Here is a 25,151-nt window from a genome sequence, read left to right as displayed (position 1 = left end):
GGGAGCGCTCCCACAGGTGATTGCTTGAAGACTCGTGGCTGCGGGCGGGGGTGTCAAGGGACCGGACAGAGAGTTATGTCTTCGGTTATCGGGCCGTTACGGGCCGCCCGCGCATCGGCCCATCCGCCCGGCGAAGATCCGGCTGTTACATTCCTCGCCGGGGGCAGTGTGACGGGAGGCGGACAATGGCAGCTCACGCAGCGCGCGGCCGCAGCGGCGGACGACCCACGCTGGAGGAGGTCGCGGCGCGGGCGGGAGTGGGCCGGGGAACGGTCTCCCGCGTGATCAACGGCTCGCCGAGGGTGAGCGCGGCGACGCGGACAGCCGTCGAGGCCGCCGTCGCCGAGCTGGGCTACGTCCCGAACACGGCGGCCCGCGCCCTCGCCGCCAACCGCACGGACGCGATCGCCCTGGTCGTGCCCGAGCCCGAGACCCGGTTCTTCGCCGAGCCGTACTTCTCCGACGTGCTGCGCGGGGTGGGCGCCGAGCTGAGCGCGACCGAGATGCAGCTGCTGCTGATCTTCGCGGGCAACGACCAGCGGCGCCAGCGCCTCGCCCAGTACCTCGCGGCCCACCGGGTCGACGGCGTGCTGCTGGTCTCCGTGCACGCCGACGACCCGCTGCCGGACCTGCTGACCCAGCTGGAGATCCCCGCGGTGATCAGCGGCCGCCGCTGCGCCGACGAGGCGCTGCCCTCGGTCGACTCCGACAACTTCGCCGGGGCGTGCTCGGCCGTGGAGCATCTCCTGGCGCGCGGCCGCACGGCCATAGCAACCATCACGGGCCGTCTCGACGTGTACGGGGCCCAGCGCCGCCTGGACGGCTACCGCGCCACGCTGCGGGACGCGGGCCGCACGGTGGACGAGCGGCTGATCGCGCCGGGTGACTTCACGGAGGAGGGCGGCCATCGCGCGATGCGGCAGCTGCTCGACGCCTGCCCCGGTCTTGACGCGGTCTTCGCGGGCTCCGACGTGATGGCGGCGGGAGCCCGGCAGGCGCTGCGCGAGGCGGGGCGCCGGATACCCGACGACGTGGCGCTGGTCGGCTTCGACGACTCGGCGATCGCGCGGCACATGGACCCGCCGCTCACCAGCGTGCGCCAGCCGATCGAGGAGATGGGGCGGGCGATGATCGATCTGCTGCTCGCCGAGATCGCGGACAGCCGCCCGGCCGCCGCCCGTCGCCTGGAGCGGCGCCAGCTGGTGCTTCCGACGGAGCTGGTGGAGCGGGCCTCTTCCTGAGGCACGATTCGCGAGTCGCGGTCCTGAGGCAGGAATGCGCAAACGGAAAGGGCCCCGGTTCTCTCGAACCGGGGCCCTTTCCTCAGGGTGAGTGACGGGACTTGAACCCGCGGCCACCTGGACCACAACCAGGTGCTCTACCAACTGAGCTACACCCACCATGTCCGGTCGTTTGTCTTTCTTCCGACCGGCCGAGAAAAAGTGTACAGGGTCCGAAGGGGTGCTCGCGCACACCTTTTCCGGACCCCGTACAAGGGGACCCCGCGGAGGCTACTCCGCGGGCAGTACGTGCTTGGCCGCGATCGACTTCGCGGTGTCGGAGTCCGGGCCGGGCTGCGGGACGAAGATCGCCTCGCGGTAGTAGCGCAGCTCGGCGATGGACTCGCGGATGTCGGCGAGCGCGCGGTGGTTGCCGCTCTTGTCCGGGCTGTTGAAGTACGCCCGGGGGTACCAGCGCCGGGCCAGCTCCTTGATGGAGGAGACGTCGACGATCCGGTAGTGGAGGTACTCCTCCAGGCCCGCCATGTCGCGCAGCAGGAAGCCGCGGTCGGTGCCGACCGAGTTTCCGCACAGCGGAGCCTTCCGAGGTTCCTTCACGTGCTCACGTACGTACGCCATGACCTGCTCCTCGGCGTCGGCCAGCGTGGTGCCGCCGGCCAGCTCGTCGAGGAGCCCCGAGGCGGTGTGCATGGCGCGCACCACCTCGGGCATGGTCTCCAGCGCCGCGTCCGGCGGGCGGATCACGATGTCCACACCTTCGCCGAGCACGTTCAGTTCCGAGTCGGTGACCAGTGCGGCCACCTCGATAAGTGCGTCATCCGTCAACGAGAGCCCGGTCATCTCGCAGTCGATCCACACCATGCGATCGTTCATGCGTCTTACCCTACGGCGCACTCCTCTGGCCGGGCAGGGGAGGACGTCCCGACGCGTACACGTCCGAGTTCGGCTTGCCGGGCTCGGTGGGCACGGAGGCCGACGGCCCGAGCGCGCTGGCCGCGGCCGTGCGCCGGGTCTGGGTCGGCACCGGACCCGCCTCCACCAGGGTGGGCACGGCCTGCGAGGTCGCGGACGCGGCCTCCAGCACACGCTCGCCCTGTGGTCGGCGGGCGCGGTACGCGGCCCGGTACGCGGCGGGCGAGGAGCCGAGCTGGCGCCGGAAGTGGCCCCGCAGCGCGACCGGCGAGCGGAAGCCGCAGCGGCCCGCGACCTCGTCGACGGAGTAGTCGGAGGTCTCCAGGAGCCGTTGCGCCTGGAGCACCCGCTGGGTGATCAGCCACTGCAGGGGAGCGCTCCCGGTCAGCGAGCGGAACCTGCGGTCGAAGGTGCGCCTGCTCATGTACGCGCGCGCGGCGAGCGTCTCCACGTCGAACTGCTCGTGGAGGTGTTCCAGGGCCCAGGCGACGACCTCGGCGAGCGGGTCGGCGCCGATCTCCTCGGGTAAAGATCTGTCGAGGTAGCGCTCCTGGCCGCCGGCCCGGCGCGGCGGCACCACGAGCCTGCGGGCGAGCGCGCCCGCCGCTTCGTTGCCGTGGTCCGTGCGCACGATGTGCAGACAGAGGTCGATTCCGGCCGCGGTGCCGGCGCTCGTCAGGACGTCCCCGTCGTCGACGAACAGCTCGCGCGGGTCCACGTGGACGGACGGATAGCGCTTCGCGAGCGTCGGCGCGTACATCCAGTGGGTGGTCGCGGGCCGGCCGTCCAGCAGTCCGGCGGCGGCGAGCACGAACGCGCCGGTGCAGAGCCCGACGATGCGGGCGCCCTCCTCGTGCGCGCGGCGCAGCGCGTCGAGTGCCTCCGGCGGTGGCGGCGATGTGATCGACCGCCAGGCCGGTACGACGACCGTGCCCGCGCGACCGATGGCCTCCAGGCCGTGTGGCGCGGTCAGTTCGAGTCCGCCGGTGGTCCGCAGCGGGCCGTCTTCACCGGCGCACACGAGCAGCCGGTAACGGGGGACCCCCGCGTCCTGCCGGTCGATGCCGAACACGGAGAGCGGTATGGAGCTCTCGAAGATGGGACCACCGCTGAACAGCAGCACCGCTACGATCTCCCGGCGGCGGCGCCCGGAGAGCTTCCGAGCCGTGGTCTCCGGCGCGGCAGTGGAGTCGTGGCTCATGGTGCTAAACCCCCCTCGGTCGTAGCGGCTCCCTGTTCTTGACGTGCTTGCTGGGCCTGTCGCTCCTGCACGTTTCCCCTCGGTCCTCCACCAGTCCCCCGCCGTAATACAGTCAAGATCGAATCTACTGTGTCCCGTGCTGCCGGGGTGACCAGTTCAGCACCCGGCAGATTGTCGACATGGCAACTTGGCGTGAAGCATTCGATCACGAAGCGTTGCACTCGCGGGCCGTGCAGGGAAGTGCGCCTCGGCTCCATGGCCGGTCCCCGTAGGGTGCGCACGCCCTTGGGGCACCTTTCAGCCCTGGTCGGACGAGGGTTGAGGGCCTGTTCGGCCAAGGAATGCGGGCACCCCGGAAGTTGGCTGAAAACCTACGGGAGCTTGTGTGCGAATCGGTCAGTCGACCGGCGCGCTGTCGGGGCTGTGCCGCAGGCCCCTGTGCGCTCCCGCGCCCGTTCTGCTGTGCCGCCCGCGGTGCCCGCAGTTCTGTTCCGCGAGCAGCCGGGCGGCGCACCGCTCGGACTGGCGCAGCAGCACCCGGCAGACCCCGGTGACGGCCGCGAGACCCAGGGCGGCGCCGCCGGCCCCGGCCAGGGAGATCCCGTACCCCACAAGGACGACGGGAACCAGGACACAGCTGAACGCCGCCCAGCGCACCACGTCGCTCACCGAGTCCTGCGCGGGCGCCTGCCGCCGCTCCCGGGCGCGTGGTCCCGGGGCCGGGCGGTGTTTGCGGTTGGGTGGGGACGCGGTCGGCGGTCCAGGCACGGCGTGCTCCCTGTGGCGGTGGTGTACGGGGGTTCAACGCGCTGTCGGGCGGCCGGTCACTGGCATGCCGCCGGGTGGGCGCACCCGGGTGCGCAAACCGCCTGTACGGGGCAGCAACCATTGCCATACGGGCGAGGCTCATGCATGCTCCGGTGAACGCCGGGAGGCCCTTGTGCGGCCCGGCGGGAGCCCGGTGCGGGCTCCATGCGGGCGCTGGGCAGGAGAGGAGTGTCGCCGTACCCTTGGGGGTATGGGGTTGGGAAGATGATTCCCGGACTACCTCGCAGGTCCTGAACCGCCGCACCACCTGAACAAGCAGACCCTCCCACAGAGGACTCCTCGCCGAGACACCCATGGCCGGTCACGAATTCTCCGAACCAGCGGACCGCAAGCGTCAGGTCGCCGATCCGACGGCGACCCCCCGAGCGGCGGAAGAACCGCGTCATTCCTGCGATCCCGCGTTCCGGCACGGCGTCGTCGTCGGCTTCGACGGCTCGACCTCCAGTGAGCGGGCCCTCGCCTACGCCATCGGCATGGCCCACCGGTCGGGATCGGGCCTGATCATCGTCCATGTCGCCAACCGGCTGCCCACCACCGTGTGGGCGGGCTGCGAGCCACCGGTCTTCGTCGACGTGCCGGACCACCGCACCGAGGTGCTCGGCCTCGAACTGGCGTGTGCGGAGTATCTGTCCGAAGTGCCCTGGATCCTCGTCGAGCGCGGCGGCGACATCTGCCACGAGCTGGAGGAGGTCGGCCGTGAGTACAGCGCGGACGCGATCGTCGTCGGCTCCACGCACGGCATCGTCGGGCGCATCTTCGGCTCGGTCGCGGGGCGGCTGGCGCGACGGGCGCAGCGGCCCGTCATCGTCATTCCGTAACCTCGCAACTCCCTTCCGCGCGCCGCCTCTTGAGCGGACAAATCTACTCGCGCGTAGAGGTGCTTCATGCCCTTGCGAAGGGTACATAAAGGTCGCCGGCACACCGCCCCTGCCGGCCGGGGCGTGACGGCCCGGCGGCCGACGCGGGCGCGGGTCGGGGTAATGGGCGACCCCGGCCCTTGAGGGAACGGCTCCCCGTGTGCTGGTGGCACGCACGGGGAGCCGTTCACATGTTCGGCCGTCCGGTTTACTCGACGGTCACGGACTTCGCCAGGTTGCGCGGCTTGTCGATGTCCCGGCCCAGCGCCAACGCCGTGTGGTAGGCGAGCAGTTGGAGCGGGATGCCCATCAGGATCGGGTCCAGCTCGTTCTCGTTCTTCGGGACGAGGATCGTCTGGTCGGCCTTCTCCTGCTCCTGGTGCGCGACCGCGAGGATCTTGCCGCTGCGGGCCTTGATCTCCTCGAGGGCGGCGCGGTTCTTCTCCAGGAGGTCGTCGTTCGGGACGATCGCGACGGTCGGCAGCGCGGGCTCGATGAGGGCGAGCGGGCCGTGCTTCAGCTCGGAGGCGGGATAGGCCTCGGCGTGGATGTACGAGACCTCCTTGAGCTTGAGGGACGCCTCGCGGGCGACGGGGTAGCCCCGTACGCGGCCGATGAAGAGCATCGAACGGGCGTCCGCGTAGCTCTTGGCGATCTTCTTGATCTCGTCCTCCTGCTTGAGGATCTCCGAGATCTGGCCGGGCAGCTTCCGCAGGCCCTCGATGATCCGCTTGCCGTCGGAGACCGACAGGTCACGGATGCGGCCCAGGTGCAGGGCGAGCAGGCCGAAGGCGACGGTGGTGTTGGTGAAGCACTTGGTGGAGACGACGCAGACCTCGGGGCCCGCGTGGACGTACACGCCCGCGTCGGCCTCACGGGCGATCGCGGAGCCGACGACGTTCACCACGCCGAGGACGCGGGCGCCCTTGCGCTTCAGCTCCTGGACGGCGGCAAGGACGTCGTACGTCTCACCGGACTGGGAGACCGCGATGTAGAGGGTGTCGGGGTCCACGACCGGGTTGCGGTAGCGGAACTCGCTCGCGGGCTCCGCGTCGGCGGGAATGCGGGCCAGCTCCTCGATCATCTGGGCGCCGATCATGCCCGCGTGGTACGAGGTGCCGCAGCCGAGGATCTTGACGCGGCGCACCTTGCGGGCGTCGTGCGCGTCGAGGTTGAGGCCGCCGAGGTGCACGGTGGAGAAGCGGTCGTCGATGCGGCCGCGCAGGACGCGGTCCACCGCGTCGGGCTGCTCGAAGATCTCCTTGTGCATGTACGTGTCGTGGCCGCCCATGTCGTACGACTCGGCCTCCCACTCCACGGTGGTCGGCGAGGCCGTCGTGCGCGAGCCCTCGGTGGTGTACGTGCGGTAGTCGTCGGCCTTGATGGTGGCCATCTCGCCGTCGTCGAGGGTGACGACCTGGCGGGTGTGCGAGACGAGCGCGGCGACGTCCGAGGCGACGAACATCTCCTTCTCGCCGATGCCGAGGACGACCGGGGAGCCGTTGCGGGCGACGACGATGCGGTCGTTGAAGTCGGCGTGCAGGACGGCGATGCCGTACGTGCCCTCGATGTGGCGCAGCGCCTCGCGGACCTTCTCCTCCAGGGTGTCCGCCTGGGAGCGGGCGATGAGGTGGGTGAGGACCTCGGTGTCCGTCTCGGAGAGGAACTCGACGCCGTCGGCGGTGAGCTTGGCGCGCAGCTCGGAGGCGTTGTCGATGATGCCGTTGTGGACGACGGCGACCTTGTCGTCCTGGGACAGGTGCGGGTGCGCGTTCTCGTCGGAGGGGGCGCCGTGGGTGGCCCAGCGGGTGTGGGCGATGCCGGTCGTGCCCTTGAAGCGGGCGGGGACCTTGGCCTCCAGGTCGCGGACGCGGCCCTTGGCCTTGACCGTCTTCAGGCCCGCTGCCTTGGGGCCGGTGACGGCGATGCCCGCCGAGTCGTAGCCGCGGTACTCCAGGCGCTGGAGGCCTTCGAGGAGGAGCGGGGCGACGTCACGCTTGCCGATATAACCGACGATTCCACACATAGAGGGTGTCCTAGCCGTAGATGATGCGGCGCAGCTGCCGGAGGCTCAGCTCGGGCGGCGCGACCGCGCGGTATTCGAGGTCCGCCGAGATCCGTTCGAAGATCGCCGCGTTCAGCAGGCCCTGACCCTGCAGTTCGCGGTGGCGGCGACGGACGAACTCTTCGGTCGTCTCGTCGAAGTAGGCCAGCACGTCCTGGATGACCCGCAGAGCTTCGCCCCGCTGGAGCGGGGTGCTGCGGGTGAGGTGGTCCACCAGGTCGTCGTGCATTCGATGATCCTGGGGGATCTTCTCCGCTTTCGCAAGAATCCTGCCCGGAATCGGGCAGGAGCGTGGCGGAAAGAGGCTGGGACGGCCTGCATAGGGCCTACATGCGGCGCAGGACCGCCTGTTTGGCCGTGGTGAACTCCTCGTCCGTGAGGATGCCGGCCTGGTGGAGTTCGCCCAGCTCGCGCAGGCGGCGCAGCAGGGCGTCGTGATCATCGGCCGGGGCCGGTGGTGCGGCGAGGGTCCTGGTGGTGGCGGGCGGCGCGTCCTTGGGGGCCTGCGGGGGCGCGGGCGCCGAGGGGTGCGGGAGGCGGGCCTGGACGGCGGCCGCGATCAGGGCCATCAGCGGGTCCTTCTTGAAGCCCCACAGCTCCACCGAGTTCGGGTCGTACTTCGGCGGGGCCTTGGTCGGGGCGTGCCTGACGGTGAAGCGGAGGTAGCCGTTCTCCAGGCCGACCGCCGGGTGCCACTCCACCGCCGCGACGTCGGTGAGCGCCAGCGTCCGCGTGCCGGACGCCGACTTCGCGTCCTCCGCCTTCCAGTTCCACTCCAGGCGGACCTGCTCCCCGTCGAAGCCCGCCGTGGCGTCCCCGGCGGAGACGGAGAGCGGTACGGACGGGCCGGCGAGGAGGTAGGCCGTGCAGGGCTCGGCCGGCACCTGTTCGAGCAGATGGGCGTTGCGGACCTCGTCGACGAGGTACTCCGCCACTCCGTAGCGGTCCGGCTCCACCACCAGTTGGTACGGGTCGCAGGAGTCCGTCAGCTTTCCGCCCGTCGCCTGGAGCAGCGGGTCGGCGCCGTCCCGCAGGCGCAGCCTCAAGCGCCCCGCCTTCTTGCCCTGTTCGAAGGCGATGCCCGCCAACGCGCCGAGGGGCACCGTCAGTTCGCCCAGCGTCTTGCGCAGCAGGGAGACGCTCTTGTCGTGGCCCGGCACGAGCCTCAGCGTCTCCCCGTCGAAGGTCCAGGTCCCGTCCCGCTGGATGATTTCCGCCATGCGGCGATTCTCGCACCGTTCCCCTGCGGGCAAATGGACACCTGGTCTATACCCCTTGACCCCTCGTGGGGGCCGGGTTACCAATGGGAACCGTTCGTATGCGATGCACCACAGTTGCGCCCCCGTCGAAGGGACCCGCTTGTGAGAACGCACCACCGAACGACACGACTGCTCGGCTCGCTGCTGCTCGTGGCGGCCGCCGGGATCTCCTCCTTCGCCGCCGCTCCCGGCGGTTCGGGACCGGCCGCGAAACCCGCCGTCACCCCGCTCGGCCAGATCGTGCCCGCGCCCATGAAGGCCGAGGCGGGCGGCGCCGGGTACGAGATCACCGCCAGGACCCGGATCCGCGTCGGCGGCGACCGCCCCGAGGAGCGCCGCGTCGGCGAGTACCTCGCCAAGGTGCTGCGCCCCTCCACCGGCTACAAGCTGCCCGTCGTCACCGGCGGGGGGAGCGACGGCATCCGGCTGCGCATCAGCGCTGAACCGGAGAACAAGGTCCTCGGCGACGAGGGCTACCGGGTCATCTCGAAGCGCGGCTCCCTCACCATCACGTCCTGGTCGGACGCCGGGCTCTTCCACGGCGTGCAGACGGTGCGCCAGCAACTGCCCGCCGCCGTCGAGAAGCAGTCCAGGCAGCGCGGCCCGTGGCGGATCGCGGGCGGCACCATCAAGGACATGCCGCGCTACGCCTACCGCTCCACGATGCTCGACGTGTCGCGGCACTTCTTCACCGTCGACCAGGTCAAGCGCTACATCGACCAGGCGGCGCTGTACAAGATGAACAAGCTGCACCTGCACCTCAGCGACGACCAGGGCTGGCGCATCGCCATCGACTCCTGGCCGCGCCTGGCCACGTACGGCGGCTCCACACAGGTCGGCGGCGGCAAGGGGGGCTATTACACGAAGGCCCAGTACAAGGAGATCGTCGCCTACGCCTCCTCGCGCCATCTGGAGGTGATCCCGGAGATCGACATGCCGGGGCACACCAACGCCGCGCTCGCCTCGTACGCCGAGCTGAACTGCGACGGCATCGCCCCGCCGCTCTACACCGGCACCGCGGTCGGCTTCAGTTCGCTGTGCGTCAAGAAGGACGTCACATACGACTTCGTCGACGACGTGATCCGTGAGCTGGCCGCGATGACGCCCGGCAAGTACATCCACATCGGCGGCGACGAGGCGCACTCCACCAGCCATGAGGACTTCGTCGCCTTCATGGACAAGGTGCAGCCGGTCGTCGCCAAGTACGGCAAGACGGTCATGGGCTGGCACCAGCTGACCGGCGCCAAGCCCGCGGAGGGCGCCGTCGCGCAGTACTGGGGCTACGACAGGACCGGCGCCGCCGAGCGCGAGCAGGTCGTGAACGCCGCGAAGAACGGCACCAAGCTGGTCCTCTCGCCGGCCGACCGCTCCTACCTCGACATGAAGTACACCAAGGACACCCCGCTCGGCCTCTCCTGGGCCGGGCTCGTCGAGGTGCGGCGGTCCTACGACTGGGACCCGGGCACGTATCTGCCGGGCGCGCCCGCCGACTCCGTCATGGGTGTCGAGGCGCCGCTGTGGACGGAGACGCTGTCGACCTCCGCGCACCTCGACTACATGGCGTTCCCGCGCCTGCCGGGCATCGCCGAGCTGGGCTGGTCGCCCGCGGCCACGCACGACTGGGAGAAGTACAAGGTGCGGCTCGCCGCGCAGGCGCCGCGCTGGGACGCGCTGGGCATCGGCTACTACCAGTCGCCGCAGGTGCCCTGGCCCGCCAAGTAGGGCGTACGTGGATGGGGCTCGGAAGGACCGTCTTCCGAGCCCCATCGGCCTTACGCGATCGGGTTCTTCAGCGTCCCGATCAGCTGGAGCGCCCCCGAGGGGTCCGCCAGGTCCACCATCTGCTCGTTGTTGCGCAGCTGGAGCCGGTTCAGGCAGGACAGCGCGAACTCCGGGGCGAACATGTCGTACTGCTTGAACTTGTCGGCCAGGTGCGGCGTCGCCTCCTGGTAGGCGGTGACGCACTCCGCGACGGCTCCCCAGAACGCGTCCTCGTCGATCAGGCCCTCGGTGACGAGGTTCGCCGACAGGAAGCGGAAGAAGCAGTCGAAGACGTCCGTGAAGATGGACAGGAGCTTCTTGTCCTCGGGGACCTCCACGCGGATGCGCTCGACGACCGGCGGAAGGACCGCGTCCGGGTCCAGCACCGCGATCTCCTCGGCGATGTCCTTGAAGATCGCGCGCTGGACGGCGCCGTCCTTCAGGACCAGGATCACGTTCTCGCCGTGCGGCATGAAGACCAGGTCGTAGGCGTAGAAGCTGTGCAGCAGCGGCGTCAGGTACGCGTGCAGATAGCGGCGCAGCCACTCGGTGGGGGTGAGGCCCGAGCGTTCGATGAGCGCCCCGGCGAAGGTCCCGCCGTCGCGGTCGACGTGCAGCAGCGAGGCCATCGTGGCCAGCTGCTCGCCCTCCGCGAGGGACGCCACGGGGCTCTCGCGCCACAGGGCGGCGAGCATCTTGCGGTAGGGGGAGTAGCGGTCGGTGGCGGCCTCGTACTCCAGGTGGCGGTAGCCGACGGCCGCGCGCTCGCGGATGATCGTCAGGCCGGTCCCGCGCAACGTCTCGTCGGTGTCGACGAGGTTCGCCAGCCAGTCGTTGATCGCCGGGGTCGCCTCCATGTACGCCGCCGAGAGGCCGCGCATGAAGCCCATGTTGATGACGGACAGGGCCGTCTTCACATAGTGCTTGGCGGGGGCGGTGGAGTTGAAGAAGGTGCGGATCGACTGCTGTGCGAGGTACTCGTCGTCGCCCTCGCCGAGGCAGACGAGGTGGCCCTGGGCGACCTCGGCGGCGAAGGTCACCGACAGCTTGTTCCACCACTGCCAGGGATGGGCGGGGATGAGGAGGTACTCCGCCGGGTCCAGGCCCTTCTCGCGCAGGACGCGGTCGAAGCGGGCCAGGGTCTCCTCGCCCAGCTCGGCGCGGAAGAACGACTCGTAGTCGAGGCCCGCGCCCGCCGTGAACGCGGCCCGGTCCTTGCGTGCCGCCAGCCAGACCAGGCGTACGGGGCTCGCGGTCTCGGGTGCGTACGACAGGTACTCGTGCACGCCGAAGCCCAGCCGCCCGTTGTTGGCGACGAAGCAGGGGTGGCCCTCGGTCATGCCCGTCTCGATCTCCTGGAAGCCGGAGCGGGACAGCTCGGCGGCGGGGACCGCGGGCTTGGTGAGCTTGTAGCAGATGCCGGAGAGGGTGGAGGAGATCTCCTCCAGGTAGACCGGCAGGATCGCGTCGCTCAGGCCGAGCGCGCCGCGCAGTTCGATGAAGAACTCCAGGGCGTTGAGCGGGAGTTCGGTGCCGTCGTGGTGGCGGGTGATCGTGTCGGCGTCGATGTGCCAGTGGTCCAGGCGCAGGACCCGGGCGGCGAAGCGGTAGCGGGTGAGGCCGTCGTCGCTGCGGACCACGTACGTGCCCTCGCCCTCGCCCAGCGGCTCGGGGGTGAGCAGCCGCTCGTGGGCGAACTCGGCGAGCGCCTTGCGGATGAGCAGGCGGTTGGCTGTGGCCCAGCGCTCCGGGGACAGATGTGCCACGGCGTCGGACAGGGTCATATCGCCAGTTCCCTTTCGCGTACTGCTGTCTCGAACTGTTCCCGGGTGCAGAAGCTCAGCAGGGCTTCCTTCTCCGGCTTCTGGATGACGGTCTCGGGCCGGAACCCGACGGTTTCGTTGAGGGCGTGCACCGCCGTGTTGCGTACGTCCGGCTCGACGACGACCCGCTCGGTCGCCGGGTCGGCGAACAGCTCCCGCATCACCGCGGTGATCACGCCGCGGGTGAAGCCGGGGATGCGGACGTCGGACGGGGCGGTGAGGAAGTGCATGCCGACGTCGCCGGGCAGCGGCTCGTACAGGCCGACGAGTTCCACGTACGCGGGGTCGTACCGCTCCATCAGGAACGACGGCACGCCCTTGTGCAGGCCGAGGAACGCGTCGTGGTGCTCGGCCGCCGCGATCGCCATGTACTCGCGCTCGACGTCGGGCAGCGAGGCGTTCTGCATCAGCCAGAACGCGGCCTTGGGGTGGGTGACCCAGCTGTGCACCAGCTCGGCGTCGGAGAGGGGGTCGAGGGGGCGGAACGTGAAATCAGTACTCATATCAGCACTCCTTCCGGCGCGGCGAACTCCTGGAAGGCGATGGACTTCTCGACCGGGTAGACCTCGCGGCCGAGCAGCTCGCCGACGATGTACGCGTTGCGGTACGCGCCCATGCCGAGGTCGGGGCTGGTGATCGAGTGGGTGTGGACGGAGGCGTTCTGGAGGTAGATGCCGTGCCCGGTGGTGTCGATGCTGTAGTTGCGTGCCACGTCGTAGCGGCCCCGGCCGTCCCAGCGGATGCGGTCGTGGACCGGGGCGAGGAACTCGGGCACCTGGTAGCGGTAGCCGGTGGCGAGGATCAGGCCCTGGGTGCGGAGCCGGAAGTCCTTCTCCTGCTCCTCCTGGCGCAGGCCCAGCGTGTACGTGCGGTCCGTGCTGTCGTAACACGCCTCGGTCAGCGCGGTGTTGGTGAGCAGCCGGGTCTGGACGGGCCCGGCCAGGCTCTTCTGGTAGAGCAGGTCGAAGATCGCGTCGATCAGCTCGCCGTCGATGCCCTTGAACAGGCCCTTCTGCTGGGCCTCCAGGCGGTAGCGGGTCGCCTCGGGCAGCGCGTGGAAGTAGTCGATGTACTCCGGGGAGGTCATCTCCAGCGTCAGCTTGGTGTATTCGAGGGGGAAGAAGCGGGGGGATCGGGTGACCCAGTTCAGCCGGTAGCCGTGTACGTCGATCTCGCCGAGGAGGTCGTAGTAGATCTCGGCGGCCGACTGGCCGCTGCCGACGAGCGTGATCGACTCCTTCTTCTGGAGCTCCGCCTTGCTCTGGAGGTAGCGGGAGTTGTGGATCGCGTCGCCGCCCAGGCCGTCGCAGGCCTCGGGCAGGTGCGGCGGTGTGCCGGTGCCGAGGACGAGGCGGCGGGCGCGGAGGAGGTCACCGGCCGTGGTGCGCACGACGTAGAGATCGTCTTCGTAGGTGACCTCCTCGACCGTCGTGCTGAAGCGGATCGAGGAGAGCCGCGCGGCGGCCCAGCGGCAGTAGTCGTTGTACTCGGTCCGCAGGGGGTAGAAGTTCTCGCGGATGTAGAAGGAGTACAGCCGTCCCGATTCCTTCAGGTAGTTGAGGAAGGAGTACGGCGACGTCGGGTCGGCGAGCGTGACCAGGTCCGACATGAACGGCGTCTGGAGGTGGGCGCCCTCCAGGAACATCCCGGAGTGCCACTCGAAGTCCGGCTTGGACTCCAGGAAGAGCCCGTTCAGCTCGTCGAGCGGCTCGGTGAGGCAGGCGAGGCCGAGGTTGAACGGGCCGAGGCCGATGCCGATGAAGTCGTACGTCGTCGCGGGCGGCTGGTGGGGGTCAGCAGGCGCGGTCAAGGTTCTCTCCCAGGTACTGCTCGGCGTGGCCGGCGATCAGATCGAGGACAGCCGTGATGTCGGCGGTGGTGGTCTCGGGGTTGAGCAGGGTGAACTTCAGGAACTGGCGGTCGCCCACCTTGGTGCCCGCCACGACCGCGTCGCCGGAGGCGAACAGGGCCTTTCGGGCGTAGAGGTTGGCGCGGTCGATCGCGGAGGGGTCGCAGATCTCGGCGGGGATGTAGCGGAAGACGAGAGTGGAGAGCTGCGGCTCGACCACGACGTCGTAGCGCGGGTCGGCGGCGAGCAGTTTCCAGCCCTCCGAGGCCAGGTCGCAGACCTCGTCGAAGAGGTCGCCGATGCCGTCCGCGCCCATCACGCGCAGCGTCATCCACAGCTTCAGGGCGTCGAAGCGCCGGGTCGTCTGGAGGGACTTGTCGACCTGGTTGGGGATGCGCTCCTGCACCATGCGGCGCGGGTTGAGGTACTCGGCGTGGTACGTGACGTGGGACAGTGTCGCCCCGTCGCGCACGAGCACCGCCGAGGAACTCACCGGCTGGAAGAAGGACTTGTGGTAGTCCACGGTGACGGAGTCGGCGCGCTCGATGCCGTCCAGGAGGTGGCGGTTCTTGCGGGAGGCGAGCAGGCCGCAGCCGTACGCCGCGTCCACGTGCAGCCAGGTGCCGTACCGCGCGCACAGTTCGGCGATCTCGGGCAGCGGGTCGATGGAGCCGAAGTCGGTGGTGCCCGCGGTGGCGACGACAGCCATGGGGGAGAGGTCGTCGCGGCGGCAGCGCTCCAACTCGCGGGCGAGCGCCACGGTCTGCATGCGCTTGTTCCGGTCGGTGGGGATCACGACGACGGCGTCCTCGCCGAGGCCGAGCAGCCGGGCGGCCTTCTGGACGCTGAAGTGCCCGACCTCGGAGGCGAAGATCCGCATCCGGGCGGGGTCCTGGCCCTTGGTCTCCTCGCGGGCCAGCAGCATCGCCTGGAGGTTGGACTGGGTGCCGCCGCTGGTGAAGACGCCGTCGGCGGCCGGGCCGAGGCCGATGCGCTCGGTGGTCCAGTCGATGAGGCGGCGCTCGATGAGGGTGCCGCCCGCGGACTGGTCCCAGGTGTCGAGCGAGGAGTTGACGGCGGAGAGCACCGCTTCGCCCAGGACGGCGGGTATGACGACCGGGCAGTTGAGGTGGGCGAGGTAGCGGGGGTGGTGGAAGTACACCGCGTCGCGCAGGTAGAGCTCGTCGAGTTCGTCCAGCGCGGCGATGGTGTCGTGCAGGGGCTCGTCCAGGTCGACGGCCTCGATGCGGGGCGCGAGCTCGTCGACGGAGATGCCGGTGAACGGGCGGGAGGTGGTGGCGAGTCGGGCCGCCACCCGCTCGACTCCTTCCGTCACGGAGCTGCGGTACCGCTCCGCGGTGGTGTCATTGAGCAGGTGCGAGCGCATGAACTGTCCTCCAGGTGAGGGGACTTGACCGCGCCCTAGGGGACAGGAGTGTGGGGAGGCAAGGGCGTGGCGTGGAACTTAGGTAAGCCTAACCTAACGTCCTGCCTCATTGAACCCCGGGGGTCTCACTGGGTGACAAAAACGGAGCCGCCCCCTCCGTGGTGCGTGGAGAGGGCGGCTCAAGTACGTGACGGGACGGCGGCGTCGAGGTCAGCCGACCTTCTTCGCCTTCTCGATCGCGTCCGCGAGGTCCTCGAGGATCGGCGCGCACTTGTCGTACGAGAAGATCGGCTCGGTGACGCGCGGGATGACCTGTCCGGCCTTGACCGCGGGCAGCTTCTTCCAGGTCGGCTTGGACTTGCCGAGGTCGGCCGGCTGGAGGGCCGAGGTGCGGTTGTCCATCATGATGACGTCCGCGCCGTACTTGTCGACGTTCTCCCAGCTGAGGTTCTCGAACCAGCCGCCGGACTCCTTCTTGGCGCTCGCCGGCGGCTCGATGAGGTTCACGCCGAGCGCCTTGAAGTACTCCAGGTCGGCCGAGAGGTCCGAGCCGGAGACGTAGAACAGGTCCTGGCTCGCGGAGCCGACGAGGACCTTGATGTCCTTGTGCGCCTTGGCGACCTTGCGCAGCCGCTCGGAGGCGGCCTCGAAGCGCTTCTTCGCCTTGACGACCTTGTCCGACTTCACGTCCGCGCCGAGCGACTCGGCGAGCGCGAGGATGCGCTGCAGCGGCTGGGTCATCTGGCGGTCGTAGACGCTGATGCCGACGCTCGGGGCGAGCTTGAGGATCTTGTCCTTGCTCTCCTCCGGCACGTACCAGAGGGTGCCCCGGTCGTCGAACATCGTGGAGATGAGCACGTCGGGGGCGAGGCCCGCGTACTTCTCGATGTTGAACTGACCCCATTCGTTGCCGATGACCGTCAGCTTGCTGATGTCCATGTCGCCGGCCTGGACGTCGGGCTTGCCGTCCTTGGTCTTCGTCGGGCCGAAAACGCCCTTGCACTCGATGCCGTAGTCGAACAGGGCGGCGGCGACGCCGGTGAAGGCGACGATGTTCTTCGGCGTCGCGTCCCGCTCGGCGGTCTTGCCGCGGTCGTCCTTGAAGCTCCAGGGGCCGGACTTGGCCGCGCCGCCCTTGGCCTTGCTGTCCCCGTCCTTTTTCTCGTTGCCGCAGGCCGCCAGGACGGCGGTGAGGCCGAGGGCGCCACCGGCGGTGAGTATGCCGCGGCGGGAGAGCTGGGTCGGACGGGACTGGGGCATGTGGGTTCTCTGCTTTCGTGACGGTACGGCGGCCGGAGCCACTGGCCGGAAGTAGAGCTTAGGCTAGCCTAAGCTCACTTCAAGTCCAGGGGTCCCTCCGTCAGCCCGCGAAACCCAGCTCCCTGGCGATGAGCATCCGCTGCACCTCGCTGGTGCCCTCGCCGATCTCCAGGATCTTGGAGTCCCGCCACATCCGGGCCACGGGGTACTCGTTCATGAAGCCGTATCCGCCGTGGATCTGTGTGGCCTCGCGGGCGTTGTCCACCGCGACCGTCGACGAGTAGAGCTTGGCGATCGCCGCCTCCTTCTTGAACGGCTCCCCGGCGACAAGCCGCGACGCCGCGTCCCGCCAGCCGACGCGCGCCATATGGGCCCGCGTCTCCATGTCGGCGAGCTTGAACTGGATGGCCTGATTCGCGCCGATCGGCTTCCCGAAGGCGTGCCGCTCCTTGGCGTACTTCACGGACTCGTCCACGCAGCCCTGCGCGAGCCCGGTGGCCAGCGCGGAGATCGCGACACGGCCCTCGTCGAGGATGCGCAGGAACTGGGCGTAGCCCCGGCCCTCCTCGCCCAGGAGGTTGGCCGCGGGGACGCGCACGTCGGAGAAGGACAGCTCGCGGGTGTCCGACGCGTTCCACCCCACCTTCGAGTACGGCGCCGCGACCGTGAAGCCCGGAGTCCCCGACGGCACGATGATCGAGGAGATCAGGGGGCGGCCGTCGTCCTTGCGGCCGGTGACGGCGGTGACCGTGACCAGGCCGGTGATGTCCGTACCGGAGTTGGTGATGAAGCACTTGGAGCCGTTGATCACCCAGTCGTCGCCGTCCCGCACCGCCGTGGTGCGGGTGCCGCCCGCGTCCGAGCCGGCGTCCGGCTCGGTCAGGCCGAAGGCGCCGAGCGTCTCGCCGGAGCACAGCTTCGGCAGCCACCGGCGCTTCTGCTCCTCGGTGCCGAACAGGTGCAGCGGCATCGCGCCGAGCGAGACGCCCGCCTCCAGGGTGATCGCCACGGACGAGTCGACACGGGCCAGCTCTTCGAGGGCGATGCCGAGCGCGAAGTAGTCACCGCCCATCCCGCCGTACTCCTCGGGGAAGGGCAGGCCGAACAGGCCCATGCGGCCCATCTCGCGGACGATCTCGTAGGGGAACTCGTGGCGTTCGTAGAAGTCGCCGATCTTCGGGGCGACGACGTCGTGGGCGAACGCCTCCACCGTGCGGCGGAGTTCCTCGTGCTCGGGGCTCAGACGGTGGTCCATCGTTCTTCACTGCTCCTGGTGGGTCAGGGCGCGGACGGTGCGGGAGGGGCTGGGTCGGCCCAGGTGGCCGGCCATCCAGGCGCTGGTGGCGCTGAGGCGGCCGAGATCGACCCCGGTGTCGATGCCGAGGCCGTGCAGCATCCACACGAGGTCTTCGGTGGCGAGGTTGCCGGTGGCGCTTTTCGCGTACGGGCAGCCGCCGAGGCCGCCCGCGGAGGCGTCCACCGTCGTCACGCCGTGCTGGAGGGCGGCCAGGGTGTTGGCGAGCGCCTGGCCGTACGTGTCGTGGAAGTGCACGCCGACGCGGTCGGTCGGGACCTGTGCTTCGTCCAGGGCGGTGAGCAGGGCGCGGACGTGGCCCGGTGTGGCCACGCCGATGGTGTCGCCGAGGCTCAGCTCGTCGCACCCCATGTCGAGCAGGGCGCGGCAGACGCGGACGACCTGGGCGACGGGCACCGGGCCCTCCCAGGGGTCGCCGAAGCACATCGACAGATAGCCGCGGACATGCAGCTGCTGCTCCCGCGCGCGGGAGACCACCGGGTCGAACATGGCGAGGGCCTCGTCCACCGTGCGGTTGAGGTTGGCCTTGGCGAAGGACTCGGTGGCGCTGGCGAAGACGGCGACGCGGTGCGCGCCGAGCGCCAGCGCCCGCTCCAGACCGCGTTCGTTCGGCACGAGGACCGGCAGGCGCACGCCCGGGAGGTCGCCGAGGAGCGGGAAGAGCCGCTCCGCGTCGGCCAGTTGGGGCACCCACTTGGGGTGCACGAAGCTGGTCGCCTCGACGGTGGTCAGGCCCGCGTCGGCCAGGCGGTGGATGAACTCCGCCTTGATCTCGGTGGGGACCACCGACTGCTCGTTCTGCAGGCCGTCGCGCGCGCCGACCTCGTGGATACGGACGCGGGACGGCAGGTCCGGGGCGGGGACGGTCATGGGGAGTCCGGCGGGTGCGCCTGTGGTGGTCATCCCTTGTCCTCCTCGGTCGCGGGTGACTCATCGGGCTCGACCACCGCGAGCACCTGGTCCATGGCGACCGTCGATCCCGGCGTGACGTCGAGCTCGGTGACGGTGCCCGCGTGCGGGGCGGAGATGACGTGCTCCATCTTCATCGCCTCGACCACCAGCAGGCTCTGGCCCGCGCTCACCCGGTCGCCGGGGGAGACCTTCACGACCGTGACGGTGCCCGGCATGGGGGCGGTGAGCGCGTCGGCCCCGGCGTGCGCGGCGCCGGTGAGGCTCGCCTCGACGGGGTCGTGGTCCCGCACGTGCCAGGCGTCGCCGTCGCGGCCGAGCCAGTCGCCCGCGCGGTGGAAGGTGTGCCGGGTGCCGTCGACGGTGACGCTGACGTGGTCGGGGGTGACGGTGTGGGTTCCTCGGGTGACGCGGGAGACCGGGTCGAGTCCCGGCATGTGGAGCCAGTGCGTCAGCGGCGCGGGTGTCCCGCCGAGCCGCCAGCCGCTCGGCACCGAGAAGGGATCCGTCCAGCCCCCCTCCGCAGGGGCGAGCGCGGCCTCGCGCACCGCGGCCGCCGCCTCGTACACCTCGTCCGGCACGCCGGCGGGGACCAGGCCGTCCACCTCGCGCTCCACGAGGCCCGTGTCCAACTCGCCCGCCACCACCGCCGGGTGGGCGAGCAGCCTGCGCAGGAAGCCCGCGTTCGTCGGCACGCCCAGCGTGACCGTCTCGGCGAGGGCGGCGCGCAGCTTGCGCAGGGCCGTCGCGCGGTCGGGGCCGTACGCGATGACCTTCGACAGCATCGGGTCGTAGAGGCTGCCGACCTCCGTGCCCTCGCTCAGGCCGGAGTCGGTGCGCACGCCGTCGCCCTGCGGCTCGCGCAGGGAAAGCACCGTGCCGCCCGAGGGCAGGAAGCCGCGGGCGCCCGCTTTGACGGAGACGGTCTCGGCGCAGATCCGGGCCTCGACCGCGTGCCCGGTGAGGGTGATGTCCTCCTGCGTGAACGGCAGGCGCTCCCCGGCGGCCACCCGGAGCTGCCACTCCACCAGGTCGAGCCCGGTGATCAGCTCCGTGACCGGGTGTTCCACCTGGAGGCGCGTGTTCATCTCCATGAAGTAGTACGAGGAGGGGTCCTTGCCGGGGACGATGAACTCCACCGTGCCCGCGCCCGCGTACCCGCAGGAGCGGGCCGCCTGGACCGCCGCCTCGCCCATCGCGGCGCGTGTGGCCTCGTCCAGAAGGACGCTGGGCGCCTCCTCGATGATCTTCTGGTGGCGGCGCTGGAGGGAGCATTCGCGCTCGCCGAGGTGGATCACGTGCCCGTGGCCGTCCGCGAGGACCTGGATCTCGATGTGCCGGGGGCGGTCGATCCACCGCTCCACGAGCAGCGTGTCGTCGCCGAAGGAGGCGCGGGCCTCGCGGCGGGCCGCCGCGATCTCCTCGGCGAGCACGGCCTCGTCCCGCACCAGGCGCATCCCCTTGCCGCCGCCGCCCGCGCTCGGCTTGAGCAGCACCGGGGTGCCGATGTCCCGGGCCGCCGCGGCCAGTTCGGCGTCGGTCAGGCCGCTTCCTGAGGAGCCGGGGACGACCGGGACGCCGGCCGCCCGCACCGTCTCCTTGGCGCGGATCTTGTCGCCCATCAGGTCGATCGCCGAGGCGGGCGGGCCGATGAAGGCGAGTCCCGCGTCGGCGCACGCCTGTGCGAACGCGGCGTTCTCCGCGAGGAACCCATAGCCCGGGTGGACCGCCTGGGCGCCGGACGTGGCCGCCGCCCGAAGGATGCGCTCCACGGACAGATAGCTCTCGGCGGCCGGTGCCGGGCCGATCCGTACGGCCGTGTCCGCCTCGCGCACATGGCGGGCGTCCGCGTCCGCGTCGCTGAACACGGCCACCGAGCGGACGCCGAGCGCCCGCAGGGTGCGGATGACGCGGACCGCGATCTCGCCGCGGTTGGCGACCAGAACAGTGCTGAACATCGCTGAGTCCCTCGGAACAGTGCTGAACATCGGTGAGTTCCTCACGTCACATCCGGAAGACGCCGAAGCCGGGCTCGCCCAGCGGCGCCCCGGCGCACGCGGTCAGGGCGAGTCCGAGGACCTGCCGGGTCTCCAGGGGGTCGATCACGCCGTCGTCCCAGAGCCGGGCCGTGGCGTAGTAGGCGCTGCCCTGTTCTTCGTACTGCGCGCGGATCGGGTCCTTGAAGGCCTCCTCGTCCTCGGCCGCCCACTGCTCGCCGCGCGCCTCCAGCTGGTCGCGCTTGACCGTGGCGAGGACGGAGGCGGCCTGCTCGCCGCCCATCACGGAGATCTTGGCGTTCGGCCACATCCACAAGAAGCGGGGGCTGTAGGCCCGGCCGCACATCGAGTAGTTGCCCGCGCCGTACGAACCGCCGACGACGACCGTCAGCTTCGGCACGCGCGTGCAGGCGACGGCCGTGACCATCTTGGCGCCGTGCTTGGCGATGCCACCCGCCTCGTAGTCCCGCCCGACCATGAAGCCGGAGATGTTCTGCAGGAAGACCAGGGGAATGCCGCGCTGGTCGCACAGCTCGATGAAGTGGGCGCCCTTCTGGGCGGACTCGGAGAACAGGATGCCGTTGTTCGCGACGATGCCGACCGGGTGGCCGTGGATATGGGCGAAGCCCGTCACCAGCGTCGTGCCGTACTCCGCCTTGAACTCGGCGAAGCGGGAGCCGTCGACCACGCGCGCGATGACTTCCCGTACGTCATAGGGGGTGCGGGAGTCCGTCGGCACCGCGCCGTACAACCCCAGGGGGTCGACCTTCGGCTCCTCGACCGGCTGCACCGGCCACGGCGGTTCGCCGCGCGCGGGGAGCGTGGAGACGATGGTCCGCACGATGCGCAGTGCGTGCGCGTCGTCCTGCGCGAGGTGGTCGGTGACTCCGGAGGTCCGCGAGTGGACCTCGCCGCCGCCCAGCTCCTCGGCCGTCACGACCTCGCCGGTCGCCGCCTTCACCAGGGGCGGGCCACCGAGGAAGATCGTGCCCTGGTTCCGGACGATGACCGCCTCGTCGCTCATCGCGGGGACATAGGCCCCGCCCGCCGTGCAGGAGCCGAGGACGGCCGCGATCTGCGGGATGCCCGCGCCGGACATCCGCGCCTGGTTGTAGAAGATCCGCCCGAAGTGCTCGCGGTCGGGGAAGACCTCGTCCTGCATCGGCAGGAAGGCGCCGCCCGAGTCGACGAGGTACAGACACGGGAGGCGGTTCTCCAGGGCCACCTCCTGGGCGCGCAGGTGCTTCTTCACCGTCATGGGGTAGTACGTGCCGCCCTTGACGGTGGCGTCATTGGCCACGATCACGCACTCGCGGCCCGAGACCCGGCCGATCCCGGCGATGACACCGGCCGCCGGGGCATCCCCGCCATACAGACCGTCGGCCGCGAGGGGTGCCAGCTCAAGAAAGGGCGAGCCCGGGTCGAGGAGCGTGTCCACGCGGTCCCGGGGCAGCAGCTTGCCGCGCGCCACATGGCGGGCCCGCGCCCGCTCGCCGCCGCCGAGCGCGGCCGCCGCGAGCTTGGCCCGCAGCTCCTCGACGAGGGCGGTGTGCGCCGCCTCGTTCCCCCGCCATGCCTCGGACGCGGGATCAGCCGCGCTCGTCAGCACTGGTGCCTGCTGCCGCATCAGTCGAGCCCCCTTGCTCGGTCCACCCGGCCACGCCCGGATTCGGTTAATGAGCGTTAACGCGCCCCCTTCAGGTTAACGAGCGCTAACCGGCCTGTCTAGAATCAATTCCATGGCCACCAGAACCGACGCCCCCACCCGCCGCGAGCAGATCCTCAAGGAGGCCGCCCGGCTCTTCGCCGAGCGCGGCTTCCACGGAGTCGGGGTGGACGAGATAGGAGCCGCCGTCGGCATCAGCGGACCTGGTCTCTACCGCCACTTCGCGGGCAAGGACGCGATGCTCGCGGAGCTGCTCGTCGGCATCAGCGGGCAGCTCCTGACGGGCGGCAAACGCTGCGTGGCCGACGCGGACGGTTCCCCGCTGAAGGTCCTGGACTCGCTCATCGAGGGCCACATCGACTTCGCCCTCGACGACCGCTCCCTGATCACCCTGCACGACCGCGAGCTGGACCGCCTGCGGGACAGCGACCGCAAGCTGGTCCGCCAGCTCCAGCGGCAGTACGTGGAGATCTGGGTCGAGGTGGTCCGCGAGGTCTACCCGGACCTCGCCGAGAACGCGGCCCGCGTCTGCGTGCACGCGGTCTTCGGGCTGCTGAACTCCACGCCGCACCTGAGCCGCCGTGACGCGCTGCCCAGCCGGGCGGCCATGGCGGAGCTGCTCCACCGCCTCGCGCACGGGGCGTTCGCGGCGGCGGCCAAGGAGTGACATGCGTCTCTGGACGCTCTGGTGACCGCCGGGTAACCTGCCTCTGAGCAAGCGCTTAGTCGATGCAGGCAAGAGGGAGTTCTCCGTGCGCCGTACCGTTTTCAATGAGGACCACCAGGCGTTCCGGGAGACCCTGCGCGCCTTCATCGAGGCCGAGGTCGTCCCCGTCCACGACGAGTGGTTCGCCGCCGGTCAGGTGCCGCGCGAGTTCTACTACAAGCTCGCCGAGCTGGGCCTCTTCGGGATCAACGTCCCCGAGGAGTTCGGCGGCGCCGGCCTGGACACGCACAAGTTCGAGGCCATCCAGTACGAGGAGACGGCCCGCGCGGGCGTCAGCTTCGGCGGCTCCGGCGTCCACGTGCTGCTCGCCCTGCCCTACATCAAGATGCTCGCCACCGACGAGCAGAAGAAGCGCTACCTGGAGAAGTTCGTCTCCGCCGAGGAGATGTGGGCCCTGGCGATGACCGAGCCGGGCACCGGCTCCGACCTCGCGGGCATGAAGACCACCGCCAAGCTCTCCGAGGACGGCACGCACTACGTCCTCAACGGCTCCAAGACCTTCATCACCGGCGGCGTGCACGCCGACCGCGTGATCGTCTGCGCCCGCACCTCCGCGCCGACCGCCGAGGACCGCCGCCACGGCATCTCCCTCTTCGCCGTCGACACCAAGTCCGAGGGCTACTCCATCGGCCGCAAGCTCGACAAGCTCGGCCTGCGGACCTCCGACACCGCCGAGCTGGCCTTCGTCGACGTCAAGGTGCCCGTCGAGGACCTCCTCGGCGAGGAGAACAAGGGCTTCCACTACCTCGGCAGCAACCTCCCCTCCGAGCGCTGGGGCATCGCCTACGGCGCGTACGCGCAGGCCAAGGCCGCCGTGCGGTTCGCCAAGGAGTACGTCAAGGACCGCACCGTCTTCGGCAAGACGGTCGCCTCCTTCCAGAACACCAAGTTCGAACTGGCCGCCTGCCAGGCCGAGGTGGACGCCGCCGAGGCCGTCGCCGACCGCGCCCTGGAGGCGCTGGACGCGGGCGAGCTGACCGCCGCCGAGGCCGCCTCGGCGAAGCTGTTCACCACCGAGGTCGCGCACCGCGTGATCGACAAGTGCCTCCAGCTCCACGGCGGCTACGGCTTCATGAACGAGTACCCCATCGCCCGCCTGTACGCGGACAACCGCGTCAACCGCATCTACGGCGGTACCAGCGAGGTCATGAAGATGATCATCGCGAAGAACATGGGCCTGTAGAACTACCTCCATGAACCAGGCACTTGAGGACCTCCTCGACCTGCTCGACCTGGAGCAGATCGAGGAGGACATCTTCCGGGGCATGAGCCGTTCGGCGCTCGTGCCCCGCGTCTTCGGAGGCCAGGTCGCCGCACAGGCCCTGGTCGCCGCCGGGCGCACCGTCCCCGGCGAGCGGCCTGCCCACTCCCTGCACGCGTACTTCCTGCGCCCCGGGGACCCGGGCGCGCCCATCGTGTACACCGTCGACCGCATCCGGGACGGCCGCTCCTTCACCACGCGCCGCGTCGTCGCCGTCCAGCACGGGCAGCCGATCTTCCACCTCTCCGCGTCCTTCCAGGCGTACGAGGAGGGGCTGGAGCACCAGGCGGCCATGCCGGACGCGCCCGACCCCGAGACGCTGCCCACCGCCGCCGAGATGCTGCCCCGCCACCTTCCGGCGCCGGTCGCCGAGCGGCTCATCGAGGCGCGGGCCGCCGTCGATCTGCGCTATGCCGACGCACCGCCATGGGCCACCGTCGGCCACCCGCGCGAGCCGCGCTCCCAGGTGTGGTTCCGGGCCAACGGCAAGCTCGGCGACGACTCCCCGCTGCACGTCTGCCTCGCCACCTACGTCTCCGACATGACGCTGCTCGACTCGGTGCTGCTCGCGCACGGCCGGGGCGGCTGGGCCGTCGGCGACGTCGTCGGCGCCTCGCTCGACCACGCCATGTGGTTCCACCGGCCCTTCCGGGCGGATGAGTGGCTGCTCTACGACCAGGACTCGCCGTCGGCCTCGGGCGGCCGCGGCCTCGGCCAGGCACGGATCTGGACGCAGGACGGACGGCTCGCGGCGACGGTCATCCAAGAAGGCGTGGTGCGCGTTCCGCGCTGACACAGTGGCGTGGTTCGCGTCTCGCGCTGATCGGACATAC

Annotated in this window: 21 protein-coding genes and 1 tRNA gene; 6 read left to right on the top strand and 16 right to left on the bottom strand. The window is 70.3% G+C overall.

Features of this window, described 5'->3' with window-relative positions:
- The first annotated feature begins 185 nt into the window (after positions 1-185).
- On the top strand, positions 186-1,241 hold the full coding sequence (locus ACWDZ7_RS08365) for a LacI family DNA-binding transcriptional regulator (protein WP_451795884.1): 1,056 nt from the start codon (positions 186-188) through the stop codon (positions 1,239-1,241).
- 86 nt (positions 1,242-1,327) lie between these two features.
- Here ACWDZ7_RS08365 and ACWDZ7_RS08360 read toward each other — a convergent pair.
- The 4 genes from ACWDZ7_RS08360 to ACWDZ7_RS08345 all read right to left on the bottom strand — a co-directional run bounded on the left by ACWDZ7_RS08360 (position 1,328) and on the right by ACWDZ7_RS08345 (position 4,122).
- A tRNA-His gene (locus ACWDZ7_RS08360) sits at positions 1,328-1,400 on the bottom strand.
- A gap of 111 nt (positions 1,401-1,511) precedes the next feature.
- On the bottom strand, positions 1,512-2,114 hold the full coding sequence (gene orn, locus ACWDZ7_RS08355; protein WP_451795883.1) for an oligoribonuclease: 603 nt from the start codon (positions 2,112-2,114) through the stop codon (positions 1,512-1,514).
- 10 nt (positions 2,115-2,124) lie between these two features.
- Positions 2,125-3,354 carry a helix-turn-helix domain-containing protein gene (locus ACWDZ7_RS08350; protein WP_451795882.1) on the bottom strand — a complete coding sequence of 410 codons (1,230 nt, stop codon included), beginning with the start codon at positions 3,352-3,354 and terminating at the stop codon, positions 2,125-2,127.
- 396 nt (positions 3,355-3,750) lie between these two features.
- Positions 3,751-4,122 (bottom strand): hypothetical protein, encoded by a 372-nt coding sequence (locus ACWDZ7_RS08345; RefSeq protein WP_451795881.1) that lies wholly within the window; start codon positions 4,120-4,122, stop codon positions 3,751-3,753.
- 353 nt (positions 4,123-4,475) lie between these two features.
- Here ACWDZ7_RS08345 and ACWDZ7_RS08340 point away from each other — a divergent pair, with 353 nt between their 5' ends.
- Entirely contained in the window at positions 4,476-5,000 is a 525-nt protein-coding gene (locus tag ACWDZ7_RS08340; protein WP_451795880.1) for a universal stress protein, read from the top strand.
- Positions 5,001-5,247: 247 nt separating this feature from the next.
- Here the strand turns inward: ACWDZ7_RS08340 and glmS are convergent, their stop codons facing one another.
- The 3 genes from glmS to ACWDZ7_RS08325 form a co-directional block, all read right to left on the bottom strand.
- On the bottom strand, positions 5,248-7,065 hold the full coding sequence (gene glmS, locus ACWDZ7_RS08335) for a glutamine--fructose-6-phosphate transaminase (isomerizing) (RefSeq protein ID WP_451795879.1): 1,818 nt from the start codon (positions 7,063-7,065) through the stop codon (positions 5,248-5,250).
- Positions 7,066-7,075: 10 nt separating this feature from the next.
- Positions 7,076-7,333, bottom strand: a complete 258-nt coding sequence (locus ACWDZ7_RS08330; RefSeq protein ID WP_451795878.1) for a hypothetical protein — start codon at positions 7,331-7,333, stop codon at positions 7,076-7,078.
- Between the two features lie 97 nt (positions 7,334-7,430).
- Complete coding sequence (locus ACWDZ7_RS08325; protein ID WP_451795877.1) at positions 7,431-8,324, bottom strand: DUF4429 domain-containing protein; 894 nt, start codon at positions 8,322-8,324, stop codon at positions 7,431-7,433.
- Positions 8,325-8,465: 141 nt separating this feature from the next.
- On the opposite strand from ACWDZ7_RS08325, the gene ACWDZ7_RS08320 reads away from it, so the two are divergent.
- Positions 8,466-10,085 (top strand): beta-N-acetylhexosaminidase, encoded by a 1,620-nt coding sequence (locus tag ACWDZ7_RS08320; protein WP_451795876.1) that lies wholly within the window; start codon positions 8,466-8,468, stop codon positions 10,083-10,085.
- Between the two features lie 50 nt (positions 10,086-10,135).
- On the opposite strand, the gene ACWDZ7_RS08315 is transcribed toward ACWDZ7_RS08320, so the two are convergent.
- The 9 genes from ACWDZ7_RS08315 to ACWDZ7_RS08275 form a co-directional block, all read right to left on the bottom strand.
- A complete protein-coding gene (locus ACWDZ7_RS08315) occupies positions 10,136-11,908 on the bottom strand; it encodes an IucA/IucC family protein (RefSeq protein WP_451795875.1) in 1,773 nt (590 codons plus the stop codon).
- Positions 11,905-12,450 (bottom strand): GNAT family N-acetyltransferase, encoded by a 546-nt coding sequence (locus ACWDZ7_RS08310; RefSeq protein WP_451795874.1) that lies wholly within the window; start codon positions 12,448-12,450, stop codon positions 11,905-11,907. Before ACWDZ7_RS08310 ends, ACWDZ7_RS08315 begins: the two co-directional genes overlap by 4 nt.
- Positions 12,447-13,757 carry a lysine N(6)-hydroxylase/L-ornithine N(5)-oxygenase family protein gene (locus ACWDZ7_RS08305; protein WP_451795873.1) on the bottom strand — a complete coding sequence of 437 codons (1,311 nt, stop codon included), beginning with the start codon at positions 13,755-13,757 and terminating at the stop codon, positions 12,447-12,449. The genes ACWDZ7_RS08310 and ACWDZ7_RS08305 overlap by 4 nt, the downstream gene beginning before the upstream one ends.
- A complete protein-coding gene (locus tag ACWDZ7_RS08300) occupies positions 13,741-15,183 on the bottom strand; it encodes a pyridoxal phosphate-dependent decarboxylase family protein (RefSeq protein ID WP_451795872.1) in 1,443 nt (480 codons plus the stop codon). The genes ACWDZ7_RS08305 and ACWDZ7_RS08300 overlap by 17 nt, the downstream gene beginning before the upstream one ends.
- 210 nt (positions 15,184-15,393) lie before the next feature.
- On the bottom strand, positions 15,394-16,443 hold the full coding sequence (locus tag ACWDZ7_RS08295) for an ABC transporter substrate-binding protein (protein ID WP_451795871.1): 1,050 nt from the start codon (positions 16,441-16,443) through the stop codon (positions 15,394-15,396).
- A gap of 100 nt (positions 16,444-16,543) precedes the next feature.
- On the bottom strand, positions 16,544-17,698 hold the full coding sequence (locus ACWDZ7_RS08290) for an acyl-CoA dehydrogenase family protein (RefSeq protein ID WP_451795870.1): 1,155 nt from the start codon (positions 17,696-17,698) through the stop codon (positions 16,544-16,546).
- A gap of 6 nt (positions 17,699-17,704) precedes the next feature.
- Entirely contained in the window at positions 17,705-18,661 is a 957-nt protein-coding gene (locus ACWDZ7_RS08285) for a hydroxymethylglutaryl-CoA lyase (protein ID WP_451795869.1), read from the bottom strand.
- Positions 18,658-20,625 carry an acetyl/propionyl/methylcrotonyl-CoA carboxylase subunit alpha gene (locus tag ACWDZ7_RS08280; RefSeq protein ID WP_451795868.1) on the bottom strand — a complete coding sequence of 656 codons (1,968 nt, stop codon included), beginning with the start codon at positions 20,623-20,625 and terminating at the stop codon, positions 18,658-18,660. The genes ACWDZ7_RS08285 and ACWDZ7_RS08280 overlap by 4 nt, the downstream gene beginning before the upstream one ends.
- A 46-nt stretch (positions 20,626-20,671) precedes the next feature.
- Complete coding sequence (locus ACWDZ7_RS08275) at positions 20,672-22,291, bottom strand: carboxyl transferase domain-containing protein (protein ID WP_451795867.1); 1,620 nt, start codon at positions 22,289-22,291, stop codon at positions 20,672-20,674.
- 112 nt (positions 22,292-22,403) lie between these two features.
- Between ACWDZ7_RS08275 and ACWDZ7_RS08270 the strand changes: the two genes are divergently transcribed.
- The 3 genes from ACWDZ7_RS08270 (at position 22,404) to ACWDZ7_RS08260 (ending at position 25,111) form a co-directional block, all read left to right on the top strand.
- Positions 22,404-22,997, top strand: coding sequence for an SACE_7040 family transcriptional regulator (locus tag ACWDZ7_RS08270; protein ID WP_451795865.1), 594 nt, complete (start codon positions 22,404-22,406; stop codon positions 22,995-22,997).
- An 85-nt stretch (positions 22,998-23,082) separates the two neighbouring features.
- Positions 23,083-24,240, top strand: coding sequence for an acyl-CoA dehydrogenase family protein (locus ACWDZ7_RS08265; RefSeq protein WP_451795863.1), 1,158 nt, complete (start codon positions 23,083-23,085; stop codon positions 24,238-24,240).
- Positions 24,241-24,250: 10 nt separating this feature from the next.
- A complete protein-coding gene (locus tag ACWDZ7_RS08260; protein ID WP_451795861.1) occupies positions 24,251-25,111 on the top strand; it encodes an acyl-CoA thioesterase in 861 nt (286 codons plus the stop codon).
- Positions 25,112-25,151: the final 40 nt, after the last annotated feature.

This window comes from Streptomyces sp. NPDC003032, from assembly GCF_053591415.1.
This window is presented reverse-complemented; position numbering and strand designations above follow the sequence as displayed.